This window comes from Mucispirillum schaedleri ASF457 (assembly GCF_000487995.2).
GTDB lineage: Bacteria > Chrysiogenota > Deferribacteres > Deferribacterales > Mucispirillaceae > Mucispirillum > Mucispirillum schaedleri.
In genome coordinates this window covers 2,143,926-2,162,698 of the sequence record NZ_CP097562.1, presented here as the reverse complement: position 1 = coordinate 2,162,698, position 18,773 = coordinate 2,143,926, and the positions used below count along the sequence as shown (strand labels likewise).

The window sequence follows — 18,773 nt, the reverse complement described above, 5'->3', positions numbered from 1 at the left end:
GATTACAGTTATTTTGAACCTGATTTTTAGCAGTTTTCACACTATAAGTCATTTTGAGCCTGATTTTTAAAGGCGAAAAATCTAGATTATTTATATTACATCAGTGTATGATATATTTAATATATATAGTTGTAGATACTTCGCCTTTCTTGCTCATTAAGACGGGATAAGTCCATAACATATATTTATATTTACATTTTGAATATATTTTTATAATATGTATCAAGGTGATACTATGGATAAAAAAGAGCTTACAGAACAGGAAATTCGCACAAGATATATCACACCTGCTGTTAAAAATGCAGGCTGGCAAGAACACCAGATAAGAGAAGAATACCAGCTTACAGCAGGCAGAGTTATTGCAAGACACAATACATGTATCCGTGATACCAATACTATTAAACGGGCAGATTATGTGCTGTTTTATAATTTTCATACACCTATTGCAGTAATTGAAGCAAAAGACAATAAACATAAAATATCAGATGGAATGCAGCAGGCTTTAGGATATGCAGAAATGCTTAATATTCCATTTATATTTTCATCAAATGGTGATGGGTTTATTTTCCATAATAAATACTCTGGTGAAAATGAAAAAATAGAAAAAGAAATCAGCCTTTTAGATTTCCCATCCCCTGATAAACTTATGGATATATATAAACAATATAATAATATAGACAGTGCAAAAGAAAAACAGTTAAGCTCATCATATTATACTGAAAATGATAAAATCCCTAGATATTACCAGCTTAATGCCATTAATAATACATATAATGCCATAATTAATGGAGAAAAAAGAGTTTTTCTAGTAATGGCAACAGGCACAGGCAAAACTTATGTAGCTTTTCAAATTGCATGGCGGCTGTGGATTGCAGGCATTAAAAAAAGGATACTATTTTTAGCAGACAGAGAAGCTTTGCGTAACCAGACTTACACCGGTGATTTTTCTCCATTTAAAGAAAATATGACTATTGTAACAAATAGAAAGGTTGATAAATCTTACCAGATATATTTAGCGTTATATCAAAGTATTACTGGACAGAATGATACAAAAAATATATTTAAGCAGTTTAGCAAAGACTTTTTTGATTTAGTAATAGTTGATGAGTGCCACAGGGGCAGTGCCAGCGAAGACAGCCAGTGGCGAGAAGTATTAGAATATTTTGATAGTGCTTCTCAAATTGGTCTGACCGCCACACCAAAAGAAAATAAAGAAGTATCTAATATTTCATATTTTGGAGAGCCTGTATATACATATTCTTTAAAACAGGGTATAGAAGTGTAAGAGTATAAGACATATGTTACAAAAATAAGTATAACAAAATACCTCTTAGTATATAGTATAAAATTAAGCAAAAAACTAAACTAAACTAAGAGGTATAACAATGAATAAAGTGATAATAACAGAAGAAATGCGATTTCGTCAACGGTTATGTGAGTATGCATTAAAAAAAGGAGCAACGAAAGCAGCCCGCAAATATCAAGTGAACCGTATGTTTGTATACAGGCATTTAAAGAAATATGATGGAACAGTTCAGAGTTTATCTTTTAAAAGTCGTAGACCAAGAACCAGTCCAAATAAGCATAGTAAAGAAGAGCTTGATTTAATATTTAACACATATGCCGAGCATGGTTTGTATGGTAATGCGGAGGTATATGTCAGACTTCTAGAAATTGGTTATAATCGTAGTTTTGGCAGTATGTGTATGCAGATAAGGAAGAAAGGCTTAAAGTCATTAAACAAGTCAAAAAAGAGCTATACAAGATATGAACCAATAACAGGTCAGTATATAGGCGACAAGGTTCAGATAGATATAAAATATGTTCCACAGGAATGTATAATGTTTTCCAGCTATGGTAAAAAATATTATCAGATAACAGCGATAGATGAATACAGCAGAATGAGAATATTAGAAATAGTAGAAGAAAAAAGCACATTTGAAACAGGTAAGTTTTTAGACGAACTGGAAAGTAAATTTGGCTTTCCACTAAAAACAATTCAAGTGGATAATGGCTATGAGTTTGTAAATGATAAGGAAGTTACAAACAAGAAAAGCTATTTTGAAGAGACAGCTGAAAAGAAAGGATATACTATTAAACGAATAAGACCTTATTCACCTTGGCAGAATGGAAAGGTGGAAAGAAGTCATAGAGAGGATGGAAAAATTTTATATGCAAATAATAAATTCTATTCCAAAGATGAATTAATTAAGGCTCTTAAACAGCATGAAGATAGATATAATAATACTGCTAAAACATGCTTAAATTTTAAATCTCCATATGAGATTGTTATTGAAAATAAATTATTGCTTGATTTATATTAAATTAAGATTTATTTTTTATTAAAAATGTAACATATGTCCTGTTAGTTAAGATATTCTTTAAAACAGGGTATAGAAGACGGCTTTTTAGCTCCATATAAAGTAATACGCATAATATTAGATAAAGATGTGGAAGGGTTTAGACCAGAGCTTAATCAGAAAGACAAGTATGGCAATTTAATAGAAGATAGAGAATATAATGATAGAGATTTTGATAGAACACTTTTTTTAGAAAAACGAACAGAAACTGTTGCAAAATATGTATCTGACTATTTAAAAGCTCATAATAAGCGAATGGCAAAAACAATATTTTTCTGTGTAAATCAGGAACATGCTGCCTTTATGCGTCAGGCTCTTGTTAATGAAAATGCAGATATGGTCAAAATTAATAATAAATATGTTATGCAGATAACAAGTGATAATGAAGAAGGAAAAAACCAGATAGAAAACTTTTGCAATAAAAACTCAAGCTATCCAGTTTTAGTCACCACATCTAAACTTTTATCTACTGGTGTTGATACTAAAACTGTAGAGTTTATAGTAATAGACAGTAATATAAACAGTATAATAGAATTTAAGCAGATTATAGGCAGGGGCACAAGACTTGTGGAAGAAAAAAACAAGCTGTATTTTACTATAATTGATTTTAGAAATGTTACACGGCTTTTTGCTGATAATGCTTTTGACGGCGAACCACTGCAAAGTGAAGAATATAATATAACTAAAAAAAACAAAGAGTATGACTTTTGTAATGAATATGTAAACACAGTAGAAACTGCAGAAAAAGAAGAAAAGAAAGGAACTTTACTGCCACCAGTTACTAATGAGCCTAAAAAATACTATGTTGATAATGTGGAAGTATCAGTATTAAAAGATTTAGTAAAATATTTAGACTATAATGGCAAACTTATAACAGAATCTTTTAAAGATTATACAAGAAAAAATATAAAAAATAAATATGCTACTCTTGATAATTTTTTACAGGCTTGGAACAGTGCAGAGAAAAAATCTATAATAATAGATGAAATGGAAAAAGCTGGTATATTTATAGAAGAATTAAAGGCAAACACAAAAAGAGATTTAGACCCTTTTGATATGCTCTGCCATATAGCTTATGATAAACCGCCATTAACTAAAAAAGAGCGTATAGCAAATGTAAAAAAACGCAACTATTTTGCAAAATATGGGGCGAAAGTGCAGGAAGTTATAAATGCACTTCTTGATAAATATGCAGAAACTGACATAATAAATTTAGAAACGATAGATATATTAAAACTGGAGCCAGTAAATAAAATAGGCAGCCCAATGTATATATTAAATAGAATATTTAAGGGTAGAAAAAATTTTGAAAATATTATAAAAGAGCTGGAAAATGAAATTTATGCAGCATAAGGGGTAAAAATGGCAATATCAGGCTTAACAAAAGCGTTAAAAGATATAATGCGAATGGATGAAGGTATAAATGGCGATGCTCAATATATAGGGCAGATTGCATGGCTTTTATTTTTAAAAGCTTTTGATTATAAAGAGCAGGAATGGGAACTTTTAGAAGATGACTATAAACCTGTTATGCCAAAAATCTATCAATGGCGTAACTGGGCAGCAGATGATGAAGGTATTACAGGTAATGAGCTTTTAAAATTTATTGAGCATATGTTTGATGATATTAAAGCCCTTGAAACTTATCAAGATATCACAAAACGCAAATGGCTTTTAAAAACTACAATAAATGATGTTATAAATTATATGAAATCTGGCACATTACTCAGACAGGTTATTAATAAATTAAATAAAGAGCTTGATTTTACGGCTATGCCTGATTTCCATTTATTTAATGATATATATGAAACAATGCTTAAAGACTTGCAAAGTGCAGGCAAATCTGGAGAGTTTTATACACCAAGACCTGTTACTAAGTTTATAGTAGAAATGATTGACCCAAAGATTAATGAAAAAGTGCTGGACCCAGCATGCGGCACTGGCGGTTTTTTAACAAGTGTCATAGATAGATATAAGATTAGCACTCCAGAAGATTATAAACTGCTGCAATCAAATATTAAAGGTATAGAAAAAAAGCCATACCCCCATATACTATGTGTTACAAATTTAATACTGCATAATATAGATGTGCCAAATATTATAAATGATAACACTCTTCGCACCCCAGTTGCAGATTATAACGATAATGAATTAGTAGATATTATTGTTACAAACCCACCTTTTGGGGGAGCAGAAGAAGATGCTGTTACAAGCTCTGTGCCAAGTAATTTAAGGTCAAAAGAAACTGCCGATTTATTTATGGTGCATATTATGTATTTATTAAAAGAAAATGGCAGATGCGGTCTTGTCCTGCCTGACGGCTTTTTATTTGGCGGTAATGTTAAAACGAGTATAAAAAAGAAACTTTTAGAAGAGTGCAGCCTGCACACTATTATAAGGCTTCCAAATGATGTTTTTGCACCTTATACAAAAATTAACACTAACCTTTTATTTTTTGAAAAAGGCAAAAAAACAGAAAATATTTGGTATTACAGGCTTGAAATGCCAGAAGGATATAAACATTTTTCTAAAACTCGCCCTATGCTTGATATTCATTTTGACCCAGTGCGTGCATGGTGGCACAACAGAAGAGAAAGTGAAGTATCAAAACTTATAAGCATAGATGAAATTATTGCAAATAATTATAACCTTGATTTCTGCGGATTTCCACATTTGGAAGAAGAAATATTAAACCCTTATGAGTTTATTGATAACTATATAAATACAAGAAAAGAAATATCAGAAAATATTGATAATCTTTTAAATGATATTATTACAACAATGCAAAAAAATAATGATTAAAACAGAGCAAAAATAAAAAGATTTTTCGCCTGTTTACACATGCTTAAAATGACACTTGTTGTCACTGTAAAAGAATGTGAATAGTCTGAAATCTTATTATTGAAATCACACAGCATAAATGTATAAATACAGCAGGAAAAATATGAATATAAAAAATTTAAGAAAATCTATTTTACAGTATGCAGTAGAAGGAAAATTAGTGCAGCAGGATATTCAGGATGAGTCTGCAAGCATACTTTATGATAAAATTATAAAAGAAAAAGAAAATTTAATAAACCAAGGTCAAATAAAAAAAGAAAAACCACTGCCGCCTGTAACTGATGATGAAATACCCTATAATATACCTGAAAGCTGGAAATGGGTCAGGCTGGGGGAAGTGTGTGTGATTAAACGAGGAAGTGGATTAACTAAAAATGATTTTACTAATAATGGTATTCCATGTATCCATTATGGACAAATACATAAGTATTATAAATATTCAACAAATACTACTATAACATACACATCGGAACAAATTGGAAATAAACTAAAAACAGTTGAATACTCAGATATTATTATGGCAGTTACAAGTGAAAATATGAATGATGTATGCAAAAGTATTGCATGGCTGGGTAATTATCCAATAGTAACTGGTGGACATACCGCAATTATAAAACATTCAATAAACCCATTGTATTTAATATATTTATTTAATTCTAGCTGCTTTCAAATACAAAAAAATAAAATTGCAAAAGGAATGAAAGTTATTGAAGTATCTTCTGAAAAATTAAAAAACATAATTTTCCCACTTCCGCCACTCAAAGAACAGGAAAGAATTGTGAAGAAAGTTGATAAGCTTATGGCTTTATGTGATAAATTAGAGCAGGAAGAAGAAAAGTTACTATCATTAGATAAATATTTTGCAGACAACCTGCCAAAATCTATTTTACAGTATGCAGTAGAAGGAAAATTAGTGCAGCAGGATATTCAGGATGAGCCTGCAAGCATACTTTATGATAAAATTGTAAAAGAGAAAAAAAATTTAATAAACCAAGGTCAAATAAAAAAAGAAAAACCACTGCCGCCTGTAACTGATGATGAAATACCTTATAATATACCTGAAAACTGGAAATGGGTCAGACTGGGGGATATTGCAGTAATAAATGGAGGATATGCTTTTAAAAGTGTATTATTTAAAAAACAAGGTATCAGAGTTATACGCATCTCTGATTTCAATGAAGATGGATTTATAGATAAGAATATAGTTAGATATGAGTATACTAATAAACTTGATGAATATATTTTAAATAAGAATAATATAATTTTATGTATGACAGGGGGAACAGTTGGTAAAAGTTTATTAATCAAGGAAATAACAGAACCAATGGCAACAAATCAACGAGTTGCAACAATAAAAATTAATACAATAAAAGAACAGTATATACATTATGTAATATTATCAAACTTAATACAAAACATAATACAAAAAGAAAAAATATCAACTAATGACAACATTTCATTAAATACTATCAAATATTTTTTAATCCCACTTCCGCCACTTAAAGAGCAGGAAAGGATTGTAAAAAAAGTTGATGAACTTTTAACCTATTGCAATAAATTAAAAGATATTATATAATTTTTTTGATTTTTACTTTTTTTACTGGTATTTATTATTAATAATTGGAGTAAATGATGCAGGAATATAATCAATATAATGAATCTATAAATGAAGATAGTGAAAAAGAAATTAATCAAGAAATGGAAAAATTAGATGAAGAAGAAGTTATTAAATTTTCTTCAAGCAGTAACCCATATCCTGCAAAAGTAGAATTTTCAAAAGAGCAATTTTCTCTTTTTGAAATCAATAGAGCAATTAATGAGTTTAAAGAAATAAACTTAAATCCTGAATTTCAGCGAAATAAAGGACTTTGGGATAGAAAAAAACAATCAAGGCTAATAGAATCTATTTTAATGGGTATACCATTACCTTTATTTTATTTTGCAGAAAATAAAGGTGGTGGATTAAGTGTTGTTGATGGTTTACAAAGGCTGCATACAATCACAGAATATTTTAAAAATGAATTTAAACTACAAGATTTGACATATATTGATGGTGTAAAAGGAAAATTGTTTAAAGATTTGCAACGAGACAACCAAGCAAGAATAGAAAGATACCAAATACAAGTATATGTTATGAGTGCAGATACTCCAGAAACAGTTAAATTAGATATATTTGAAAGAATTAATAGTGGAGGCACTCCACTTAATAAACAGGAAATGCGTCATGCTCTATATAAAGGTAAATCTACAAAATTATTAAAAGAATTAGCAGAATGCGATGAATTTAAAAAAGCTGTTACATTAAAATTAGACTCTAAAAGAATGAGAGATAGATATGTAATATTAAGAGCATTGGCTTTTTATTTGGCATATAATGTCCAGCTTATTAAAAAAATACCTGCAAATATTGACCCTGAAATAAATGGCAGTTTTGATAATTTTTTAGGAAAATATATGCGTATTATGAATAGTATGGATGAGAATGAATGTAGTAAATTAGAATATACATTTAAAACGAGCATGCAGTTATTATATAATATTTATAAAGATAACACATTTAAAAGAAACAGCACTTCAAATACATTTAATATGATTATGTTTGAATCGCTTTTCTTTATTACTGCATCATTACAAAATCAAATAAAGATAGATTTAGATACATGGCATAAAGAATTAGATAATATAATAAACAAAAGTTGGTTTCAATCTACTCTTGATAATTCATCAAATAGTATTAAGAGAATGAAAGAACATTTCATAAAATTATCAGATAATATTGAAGAATTAAGGACTAAATATGCTTAAAGAATTAAATATTATTAAATTTAAAGTGCTAGAAGATACAAAATTAGAAATTAAACCATTAACTATATTTTGTGGTGAAAATTCCAGTGGAAAATCAACAGCAATTATTGCATGTATGTTAGCAGGAAACTATAAAAATTATACTAGCTATATTAAAGATAGAATAATAGCTGTAAATGGAAAAATTGAATATACATTTAGTAATAACATAAACAGTTCTATAAATATAGATAATGGAGTAATACAAGAAAACCAAAATAAAAATATAAAGTATACTTTTTTGCAAGCTGATAGGGTAAGTCCTGATAAACAATATGATATTACAACTGATGATAATTTAGGAATTCGTGGAGAATATGCCCCTTATATATATTCAATAAAACAGCATGACAATATAGTTGAATTATCAATTAATAACGATAATGAAAATGATATTAATACGACATTAAGAAGCCAAACAGCTTATTGGATGAAATACATATTAGGGACTACTGTAAAAGCAGATAGACAGGCAGATAAAGTATCATTATACTATCAAGCCCCACACGATGTGGAAGCATATTCCCCACTAAATACTGGCTTTGGAACAAGTATGGTATTTCCTATACTTATTGCATGCTTAACTGCCAAAATTGGCGATACTGTAATAATTGAAAATCCAGAAGTGCACCTGCACCCAAAAGCTCAAAGCAAACTGGCTGACTTTTTTGCATTTATTGCACAACTTGGTGTGCAGGTCATACTTGAAACCCACTGCGAACATTTAATATATAAACTCTGCTATAATGTAAACCAAGGTATCATAGATTATGATAAAGTAGTATTTCAATATAAAGAAATTAATAAGCCATTTCAGGCAATATATACAGATAAAAAAGGAAGATTTGTTGATAAAGAAAATAATCAGCGTAAATTTCCTACTGGTTTTTTTGATGCAACTCTTACTGATTATTTAAAGATTTACAGGTAAAATATGAGCTATATTGTATTAGAAGAATCATTATTAAATGAATTTTTTAAATTTTATTACGGCGATAGCTATAATAAAGAAACAATACATAATCTATTTTATCATTTTAAACCATTTGTAATAACTAATGAACAAATAATAAATTATTTTTCAAATGATGATATTGCATTGCAAAAAGCCTTAACCACTCAAATTCCATATTGTGAATGTATAGATACATATTCAGAACTCTATTCTAATCAGTTCTATAAAGAAATGCTTGAAAAATCAAAATATAAAATATTACTCACAAATAACCATATCTCTCTTAATACTTTAGATTGCCATAAAATCTGCATAAAAGATAAACCTACACATATTTATGCAAAAAAATTTGAAAGCGGCAGTAATAGAGATAAAGCAAAAAAACATATTATAAGCTTAATGAAAAATGCAAACCAAATTACTATTATTGATAAATTTTTATATAAAGAAAATGTAATTGATAATTTAATAAATTGGTTTAACAAAAATGATTTAAATCAAGATATAGAATTTACTTTAAAAGGTCAAAAACAGCAATTATCCTGTAATACAATAGAAGCAAAATTTAAAAATAAAGGTTACAAAGTTATATGTCAATCAAGTGATGATGCCGCTCACGATAGATATATTATTATTGACGATAAAATATCTATTAATCTTACAAGCGGTCTTGAAAATTTATTTAAAAAAGATAAAGATTTCACTTATATTGTTTCTGAAAAATAATATAGACATTTCAGAACTACATATTTTATGCTTAAACTTTAGATATTTTATATATAGAAAAAAAGTATCAGCAATATAATAATTATGTTTTTTATATTAGATTTTACAAAATTAAATAAATTTATTATATTGTAAGATTATGAGACATATGTTACAAAAATAAGTATAAAAAAATACCTCTTAGTATATAGTATAAAATTAAGCAAAAAACTAAACTAAACTAAGAGGTATCACAATGAATAAAGTGATAATAACAGAAGAAATGCGATTTCGTCAACGGTTATGTGAGTATGCATTAAAAAAAGGAGCAACGAAAGCAGCCCGCAAATATCAAGTGAACCGTATGTTTGTATACAGGCATTTAAAGAAATATGATGGAACAGTTCAGAGTTTATCTTTTAAAAGTCGTAGACCAAGAAACAGTCCAAATAAGCATAGTAAAGAAGAGCTTGATTTAATATTTAACACATATGCCGAGCATGGTTTGTATGGTAATGCGGAGGTATATGTCAGACTTCTAGAAATTGGTTATAATCGTAGTTTTGGCAGTATGTGTATGCAGATAAGGAAGAAAGGCTTAAAGTCATTAAACAAGTCAAAAAAGAGCTATACAAGATATGAACCAATAACAGGTCAGTATATAGGCGACAAGGTTCAGATAGATATAAAATATGTTCCACAGGAATGTATAATGTTTTCCAGCTATGGTAAAAAATATTATCAGATAACAGCGATAGATGAATACAGCAGAATGAGAGTATTAGAAATAGTAGAAGAAAAAAGCACATTTGAAACAGGTAAGTTTTTAGACGAACTGGAAAGTAAATTTGGCTTTCCACTAAAAACAATTCAAGTGGATAATGGCTATGAGTTTGTAAATGATAAGGAAGTTACAAACAAGAAAAGCTATTTTGAAGAGACAGCTGAAAAGAAAGGATATACTATTAAACGAATAAGACCTTATTCACCTTGGCAGAATGGAAAGGTGGAAAGAAGTCATAGAGAGGATGGAAAAATTTTATATGCAAATAATAAATTCTATTCCAAAGATGAATTAATTAAGGCTCTTAAACAGCATGAAGATAGATATAATAATACTGCTAAAACATGCTTAAATTTTAAATCTCCATATGAGATTGTTATTGAAAATAAATTATTGCTTGATTTATATTAAGTTAAGATTTATTTTTTACTAAAAGTGTAACATTTGTCCTGTTAGTTAAGAACAAAATTAAATAAATTTATTATATTCTATTGACAAAAAAATTTTTTTAATATATATAAATATCTCTAATGCCGAAGTGGTGGAATTGGTAGACACGCCATCTTGAGGGGGTGGTGGGGCTTCCTCGTGCGGGTTCAAGTCCCGCCTTCGGCATACTATATGGCAAAGCTTTTATATGCTTTGCCTTTTTTTGTTATATAAAAATTATAATGCAGTTAGACTTATTCAAAAATTTTGGACTAAGCTAATAAATATATTTCTTTTTTACTGTAATAATATAAATCAAACCTGGATACTTCGCATAGCTCAGCATAACATAACAGCAATATTTATAAGCAGCCTTATGCCACTGCCATTCTGTAATATTGACTTTTATATAAAATAACATATAATTAAAAAATGTGTTTTTGGTATAAATTATCTTTTGCAGAAAGTCTGGCTTAAAAAAGCAAACCTGCAAGAGTAAGTTGTAATAGATACTATTATAGCAATAGGTAAAAAAAATTATGGATAATATAATAATAGAAAGAATTAAAACACTCGCAAAAGAAAAAGAACATGAGCTTATAAAATGCAGGCGTGATTTGCATAAATACCCTGAAACTGGCTGGACAGAATTTCGCACATCATCTATTGCCCAAAAAAGAATGGCTGAGTTAGGATACACTATTACTATGGGTGATAAAGCAAATAATAAAGATTATATGATGGGTGTGCCTTCTGAAAAAATATTAAAAGAAAATCAACAGCGGGCAGTATCTCAAGGGGCAGATGCTGCACTTGTTGAAAAAATGACCCATGGTTATACTGGATTTTGGGCAGATATGAAATTTAGTGATGACGGGCCTTATCTTGCCTTTCGCTTTGATATGGACAGCAACGATGTTACTGAAACAGCAGATGAAAACCATAGACCAAATAAAGAAAACTTTTCATCCGTCAATAATGGTGCAATGCATGCCTGCGGACATGATGCCCATGTGTCATTAGGACTTGCAGCTGCTGAAATTATAGCAAATATTAAAGACAGTTTAAAAGGAAGCATCAGGTTTATATTTCAGCCTGCAGAAGAAGGGCTCCGAGGAGCTATGCCTATGATTAAAGCCGGTGCATGTAATGGTATTACACATATTATTGGTATACATATAGGCTTTCAGGCTAATGATAGTCATACTATTATATGCGGAGCAGATAAATTTCTTGCTTCTACTAAATTTGATGTAACATTTCAAGGTAAACAGGCTCATGCTGGAGCATATCCGGAAGATGGCAGGAATGCACTGCTTGCAGCATGTAATGCAGCTCTTAATCTGCATGCTGTCAGCAGAAATGGAAAAGGAGCTACAAGGATAAATGTTGGCAGGCTTACAGCTGGTGAGGGAAGAAATATAATACCTGCTAAAGCTGAGCTTATTATGGAAACAAGGGGCGAAACAAGCCAGTTAAATGAATATATGGTAGAAGAAAGCAGGAGAATAATAGAGGCATCAGCACTTATGGAAGGCTGCTCGTATACCATAAAAACAGCAGGTGGTTCAAGCAGCGGACAAAGCAGCAGGGAAATGATTGAATATGTAAAAGAAGCTGTAAAATATGTGCCAGAATATAAAAAAGTAATAGAAAATGTTAGCTTTGGTGCTGGGGAAGATTATGCCAGTATAATGAGCTGTGTGCAGGAAAATGGCGGCATAGGCACATATATTCAAGCAGGTATAGACAGATATGCAGGTCATCATAATGATTATTTTGATTTTGATGAAAAAAATCTTGTTCCTGCACTAAATACTGCTGCAATTTCAGCATATCTTATTTTGAAAAAATAAATAAAATAAAATATTATATAATTTTAAGCCTGATTAGATAACTTAAAGTATAAATCTATTATACCTAGCTAATGCATATATGCAAAATCAGTTGATTTTTTCTTGATTTGAAAGGCTTTTTTTAAAACAAACTGCTTGACAAATAATTTTTTATACTATATTCCTAAAATATATTAATATTTTTGGGTAATAAATTGCAAAAATTATATTTTAAGTTATTAAGTGCCAGTATTCTGGCTTTATTATGTATAAATGTCATCTCTTTTATTGCTGAGTTTAATCCTAGACAGTTAATTAATCCATCTTTTTTTGATGAGCGTGTTACAGCTCTTTATTATCTGGCAAAAAACATAGTTTTAGAAACTGGGCTTAATTTAGAATCTGTTTCGCAGGATGATATTGATATTCTTCTTGAAAAAGCATCAGATATTTATGATGTTGATAAAAATATGCTTGCTGTTCTAATATCTAAACCACACCAGTATTCATTGACAGTAACAGGTGGTATGGGGCTTACAACTATTTCATGCTTTGATTTTCTTAACAGTTCATTTTCAAACCCATATAATAGTGAAGAAAATATTATGGCAGCAGCTGAAATAATAAACAGACTGCAAAAACAAGGCATGGCACCTGCTGATATTATTATTAGATTTATTACTGGCAGAAACCAAAATGTTGTAGAAGTGCTTGCAAACAGCGAATATAAAAGAGCACATTTTCTTGCAAACACATACAGGATAAACCATGCAGGACTGAAATAATCAATGTTTAATACTAACATTGTTATTTTTTTCCCTACATTTTTAGAGTGCAGAAAAGTTTTAAATATTTCTGATTTTTCATCTTACTTTTATTTTGATACTGCTGTATATAAATCTATACCAATTATCATAACAGGTGCAGGCAAATCAAATGCTGCTGCTCACTCTGCCCTTTTCTTTTCAGAATTTAAACCAAAATATCCACTTTTAACAGGAATATGCGGAGCATACCAAAACACAGGCATTAAAATAAGTGATGTTGTCTGTATAGATTATGATTACTTTGCAGATGAAGCAAATTATAATGGAAATATTCTTACTACTATTCACGAAAAAGGCTTTATTATAGCAAAGGATAATAGAGCAGAATTTCAAGTTGATGAAAATTTTAAAAAGGTTTCATCTAATACTGTTTCATTAATACCACAATTTAACAGCCTTTCTAACATATATATGGCAAAAACAAATGCACTTGTTGAAAATATGGAAGGTGCTGCTTTTGGTATAGCTGCTAATAAGTTTGGTATAAAACCATATCAAATAAGGGCTGTTTCCAACTACTGCGGAAATATTGAAAAACAGCAGTGGGATATAAATAATGCCTGTGTATCTTTAAAAAAGGCAGTAGATTTATTTATTGAAACACATAAGTAAATTTAGACTAATCTATATAATGAACTTATAAAATAAATTCAGTAATAATGAGAGTGATAAGGATAAATGTTTAAAAAAACAGTATGTCAATACTGAGATTGATTTTTAAGCAAATTATCTAAAAAATAAGATAGTTTAAATATATTATGCACTTATATAATAATAAATCATTCAGATTTCTCACCTTGAAAAATCAGGCTCAAAATGACTGATATGCAAAATTTTTGGATATATCCAGCAAATACTATTAATACTTTCTTTCAATTACAGTTTGAAGCATATTTTGAGAAATAGCTGGGCTTGCTGAAACTATTTTTTCATAAAGGTCCTGCGGTATTTGCAAAATAAATCCGGGGACCTGACATACAGCGTCAATATCATATATGCACTCACCTACTACCCCACTTTCTCCAAAAAATGAATTTACTGCAATATCTGAAACAAACTTTTTATCCTTTTCTAAAAATACTATTCCAGATAAAAGCAGGAATATAAAACCGCCATTACTTCCATGCTTAAATATTACTTCATCTTTTGATACTGCCTTTTGAAAACATTTTAAAGAAGATAAAGAGTTACGAAAAAATAATTTGTCAATTATACCTGCTTTACCATTAACAGCACTATACCATTTAATAAATTCCAGCTCTTTATAGTGGCTTTGCACATATATAAAAACTGCAAAAAAATAAAACAGTGAAAAAAGTATATATGTCCAAAAAAGAGCAATGATTAATGCACTGATAACACCATATAATATATGGTATTGAGTCCATGAGATAAACAGCCCTAATATTTTCTGTGTAAAAATCATAACTGCCACAAATAAGATAGCTCCTGTTAAAGTATAAGTGCCTTTTATTTTCACATTAGGAATAAATCTGTAAAGCATAAATGCAACAAAAACAGCAAGAATTACAGGATAGATACCTGCAAGTTTATCTAAAAATGATAAATCTATAATATCATTTAATTCTAATGTATATATTAATTTATTTAACTGCTTAATTACTGCACCAGCTAAAAAGAAAACAGTAGTTGCAATAAATATAATAGGCAAAAATATTAGTGAAACAAGGTTGTTTTTTATTAATCCCCTTTGGCTGCTGCTTGGAAATATAACATCAAAACCATTTCTGATACTTGTAAAAATAAGCCTTGAACTCCATAAAAGCCCAAAAATACTCACAATACCATATATAGAACTTCCACCCGTTAAAAGACCTAGATTTTCAAAAAACTGTTTATCTATTTCTGGATTTATTTCAGATAAAAGCTGAAAAAAGTAATCAGATACTATGCCATATCCTGAAAGCCACGAATCAAGCACATATACAAAAAACAAAGCAAGAGGCACAATAGAAAGCAGGAAATAAAATGCTCCAGAAGCTGCATGATTAATAAGACTTTTATTAGAAAAAAAAGTAAAAGTTAAATATATACGCCTTAAAAGTGTAAGTGGATAAAATGATTTAATAAGCTCAACAGGCTCAATATCTATTTTTTCTATAATCTCATTTGTAGAATAAAAATGCCTTTCCTGCAATTTAATGCCCCTGAATTATTTATCTTATTCTACTATTATAACCAAAAGATTACAAGCATAATAAAAATGGCTTTATCCAAAAATTTTTATTATATAATTCATTGTAAGCCTGATTTTAACAGGCAAAAAAGCTAAATTATATTTTATTACAACATTGCATAATATATTTAAATTGTATAATTTTTAGATACTTCGCCTTTTAGGCTCAGTATGACATAAATTGAAGTGTATGAATACTTTACTTAACTTTGTATATATTTTTATCAGCAGTATCTTTATACTACATACATTTTTGATATACTAAAATATGTCTTCCTGAGTGAGTATCTGCGAGCGAAGGAACTATAAAACATTACCATTATAGATACTTCGCCTTTGGCCCAGCATGATACAGAATCAGGCTCAGGACGAGCCGTCTGAAAGTAAGCGATAGCCGAACTTGTTTCGGCAGAGCGTGTTTTAAAAAATTCACGGATGAATTTTTTAATAAAGGATAATTAAGACACTTCGCCTTTGGCTCAGTATGATACTATAGCAGGCTCAGTGTGGCATAAGTTGAAGTATATAAATATTTTACTTTACTTTGTATATTTTTTAATGCAGTAGCATTTTTATACTGCATATATTTTTGATATACTAAAATATGTCTTCCTGAGTGAGTATCTGCGAGCGAAGGAACTATAAAACATTACCATTATAGATACTTCGCCTTTGGCCCAGCATGATACAGAATCAGGCTCAGGACGAGCCGTCTGAAAGTAAGCGATAGCCGAACTTGTTTCGGCAGAGCATGTTTTAAAAAATTCACGGATGAATTTTTTAATAAAGGATAATTAAGATACTTCGCCTTTTAGGCTAAGTAAGACCTGAATATTTAACATTGCAATTATTTCTAGATTTAACACATACTATTATTTTTTCTAAATTAACCTTTTAAAATAAAAATTTTTATGTTATTCTTACAAAGATTTTAATAAAACAGGTTATACATTATGAAAAATAAAATATATATACTTCTAATTACAGTTATATTTATAATTTATACAGGATGCAATAAAAATGCTGCAAATAGTGATAATAACAGTGCTTCATATAAAGTTGGGATAGCGGTTATTAATAACCACCCTGCTCTGCTTGAAATAGAAAAAGGTATAATTGATGAGCTGAAAGCTCAAAATATGAATGTTTTAATAGACAGCCAGAATGCTAATAATGATGCAAATATTATTAATGCTATTGCTTCTAAATTTGCGACAGATAAAAAGGACTTATCAATAGGTATTGCAACACCTACTGCCGTTGCTCTTGCAAACAGCATTAAAGACAGACCAGTTCTTTTTGCAACTGTTAATGACCCGATTGGTGCAGGACTTGTTGACAGCCTTGATAAAGGTAAAAATAATGTAACAGGGCTTTCTGACGCATTGCCTATTAAAGAACATTTAAAAATATACCACTCTATATATCCATTTAAAAAACTTGGCTTTATATATAATGGTGCAGAAAGAAACTCTATTACAATGCTTAAAATAACTCAAGAAGTATGTAAAGAAATGGGTATAGAGCTTCTGCCTATTACAATATACAGCTCAGTAGAAGTTAATATGGCAGCAGAAAGCCTTGTTTCAAGAGTAGATGCCTTTTATGTGGTAACAGATAACACTCTTGTTTCTGGATTAAATGCCCTAATAACTGCTGCATCAAATAATAATATACCAATATTTTCAGAAGATTATACATCAGCAGTAAATGGTGGTGTTTTATATGCTGTTGGATTTGACTATTATAAAGCAGGAAGAAAAACAGGCAAAATGGCTGTAGAGATTTTAAAAGGTAAAAAACCAGATGAAATGCCTGTTACATTTATGAAATATCCTGATGAATCACTTATGATTATAGATATGGACAGGGCAAAAGCTTTAAATATTGAAATACCAAAAGCATTAATTACAGAAAATACAAAAATAATAGAAAATAATAAAATTAAATAAAACAAAATATAATATAATGATTTGGAGAAAAAAATGAAAAAAATTATTATTATGTTTTCAGCAGTTTTAATGGCTGTTTCAATTTCAGGCTGTAAAAAAAATGAAAATACAGCTCAGGAAAAACTTCCAACAATAGGAATTGCAAAGCTGCTTGCTCATCCTGCATTAAATTCTGTTGAAAAAGGTATTCAGGACGAACTAACAGCAAAAGGCATAAAAGTAAATTATGACCTTCAAAACGCAAATGCAGACATGAATATTGCAACATCTATTGCAAATAAGTTTAAATCAGATGGTGTTGATGTAACTGTTGGTATAGGCACCCCTATGGCTATTGCACTGCTTAATACTTTACAAACTACTCCAATAGTTTTTGCTGCAATAAGCGACCCTGTTGCTGCTCATCTTGTGCCAAGTAAAGATAAAGGTGGCAAAAATATTACAGGAGTTTCCGATGCTGTAGATATTGAAAGCCAGATAAATGCTTTCCGCTCTATTGTGCCATTTACAAGACTTGGTATGATTTATACAAGTTCAGAAGATAACTCTGTTGTAATGCATAAAGTAACAAAAGAAGTATGTGATAAACTTGGTATTAAATTAATCAGCCAGCCTATTACTAATATTAATGAAATAAAACAGGCTGCTGAAAGTTTAATTGGAAGAGTTGATGCTTTTTATGTGGTGACAGATAATAATGTATGCTCATCATTAAATTCTATCACATCAACTGCTGCTGCAAATAATCTGCCAGTATTTTCTGCTGACCCATCATCTTCTTTACAGTTTGGCGGTGTTTTATATACTGCTGGGGCTGATTATTATGTTATAGGCAGGCTTGCAGGCCAGCAGATTATAGATATTTTAAATGGCAAAAAAACAGAAGATATACCAACAAGATATATGAAAGGTGCAAAAGAAACTCAAACTATTATTGATAATGATGCTGCAAATGCACTGGGAGTAACTATACCACAAGACCTTATTTCTGAAAATACAATATTTTTAGAAAATGGCAAAGAAGTGAAAAAATAGGGTATCACT

The 18,773-nt window shown here is 29.7% G+C and carries 13 protein-coding genes, 1 tRNA gene and 2 pseudogenes; 15 read left to right on the top strand and 1 reads right to left on the bottom strand.

Annotated elements, in window-relative coordinates; translation table 11 throughout:
* Positions 1–235: 235 nt before the first annotated feature.
* The 13 genes and pseudogenes from N508_RS10125 to N508_RS10065 all read left to right on the top strand — a co-directional run.
* Positions 236–1,279: pseudogene (locus N508_RS10125) on the top strand (DEAD/DEAH box helicase family protein); the annotation flags it as partial.
* Positions 1,280–1,385: 106 nt separating this feature from the next.
* Complete coding sequence (locus N508_RS10120) at positions 1,386–2,324, top strand: DDE-type integrase/transposase/recombinase (protein ID WP_023276087.1); 939 nt, start codon at positions 1,386–1,388, stop codon at positions 2,322–2,324.
* 51 nt (positions 2,325–2,375) lie between these two features.
* A pseudogene (gene hsdR / locus N508_RS10115) lies at positions 2,376–3,713 on the top strand (EcoAI/FtnUII family type I restriction enzme subunit R); the annotation flags it as partial.
* A gap of 9 nt (positions 3,714–3,722) precedes the next feature.
* Positions 3,723–5,162, top strand: a complete 1,440-nt coding sequence (locus tag N508_RS10110; protein WP_023276577.1) for a class I SAM-dependent DNA methyltransferase — start codon at positions 3,723–3,725, stop codon at positions 5,160–5,162.
* Between the two features lie 142 nt (positions 5,163–5,304).
* Positions 5,305–6,777, top strand: coding sequence for a restriction endonuclease subunit S (locus N508_RS10105; RefSeq protein ID WP_023276576.1), 1,473 nt, complete (start codon positions 5,305–5,307; stop codon positions 6,775–6,777).
* Between the two features lie 56 nt (positions 6,778–6,833).
* Complete coding sequence (locus N508_RS10100) at positions 6,834–8,006, top strand: DUF262 domain-containing protein (RefSeq protein ID WP_023276575.1); 1,173 nt, start codon at positions 6,834–6,836, stop codon at positions 8,004–8,006.
* A complete protein-coding gene (locus N508_RS10095) occupies positions 7,999–8,976 on the top strand; it encodes an AAA family ATPase (protein WP_023276574.1) in 978 nt (325 codons plus the stop codon). Before N508_RS10100 ends, N508_RS10095 begins: the two co-directional genes overlap by 8 nt.
* 3 nt (positions 8,977–8,979) lie before the next feature.
* The gene (locus N508_RS10090; RefSeq protein ID WP_023276573.1) at positions 8,980–9,726 is read left to right on the top strand and encodes a hypothetical protein; all 747 of its coding nucleotides are present in this window, start codon (positions 8,980–8,982) and stop codon (positions 9,724–9,726) included.
* A 235-nt stretch (positions 9,727–9,961) separates the two neighbouring features.
* The gene (locus N508_RS10085) at positions 9,962–10,900 is read left to right on the top strand and encodes a DDE-type integrase/transposase/recombinase (protein ID WP_023274862.1); all 939 of its coding nucleotides are present in this window, start codon (positions 9,962–9,964) and stop codon (positions 10,898–10,900) included.
* 121 nt (positions 10,901–11,021) lie between these two features.
* A tRNA-Leu gene (locus N508_RS10080) sits at positions 11,022–11,104 on the top strand.
* Positions 11,105–11,457: 353 nt separating this feature from the next.
* Positions 11,458–12,774: an amidohydrolase gene (locus N508_RS10075; protein ID WP_023276572.1), complete on the top strand. Its 1,317-nt coding sequence runs from the start codon at positions 11,458–11,460 to the stop codon at positions 12,772–12,774.
* A 194-nt stretch (positions 12,775–12,968) separates the two neighbouring features.
* Positions 12,969–13,538, top strand: coding sequence for a hypothetical protein (locus tag N508_RS10070; protein WP_040637255.1), 570 nt, complete (start codon positions 12,969–12,971; stop codon positions 13,536–13,538).
* A 3-nt stretch (positions 13,539–13,541) separates the two neighbouring features.
* Entirely contained in the window at positions 13,542–14,192 is a 651-nt protein-coding gene (locus N508_RS10065) for a phosphorylase family protein (protein WP_023276570.1), read from the top strand.
* 247 nt (positions 14,193–14,439) lie between these two features.
* Here N508_RS10065 and N508_RS10060 read toward each other — a convergent pair whose 3' ends face one another.
* Positions 14,440–15,738: a YhjD/YihY/BrkB family envelope integrity protein gene (locus N508_RS10060; RefSeq protein ID WP_023276569.1), complete on the bottom strand. Its 1,299-nt coding sequence runs from the start codon at positions 15,736–15,738 to the stop codon at positions 14,440–14,442.
* 992 nt (positions 15,739–16,730) lie between these two features.
* On the opposite strand from N508_RS10060, the gene N508_RS10055 reads away from it, so the two are divergent.
* Entirely contained in the window at positions 16,731–17,729 is a 999-nt protein-coding gene (locus tag N508_RS10055; RefSeq protein ID WP_023276568.1) for an ABC transporter substrate-binding protein, read from the top strand.
* A gap of 33 nt (positions 17,730–17,762) precedes the next feature.
* Positions 17,763–18,764 (top strand): ABC transporter substrate-binding protein, encoded by a 1,002-nt coding sequence (locus tag N508_RS10050; RefSeq protein WP_023276567.1) that lies wholly within the window; start codon positions 17,763–17,765, stop codon positions 18,762–18,764.
* Positions 18,765–18,773 lie beyond the last annotated feature (9 nt).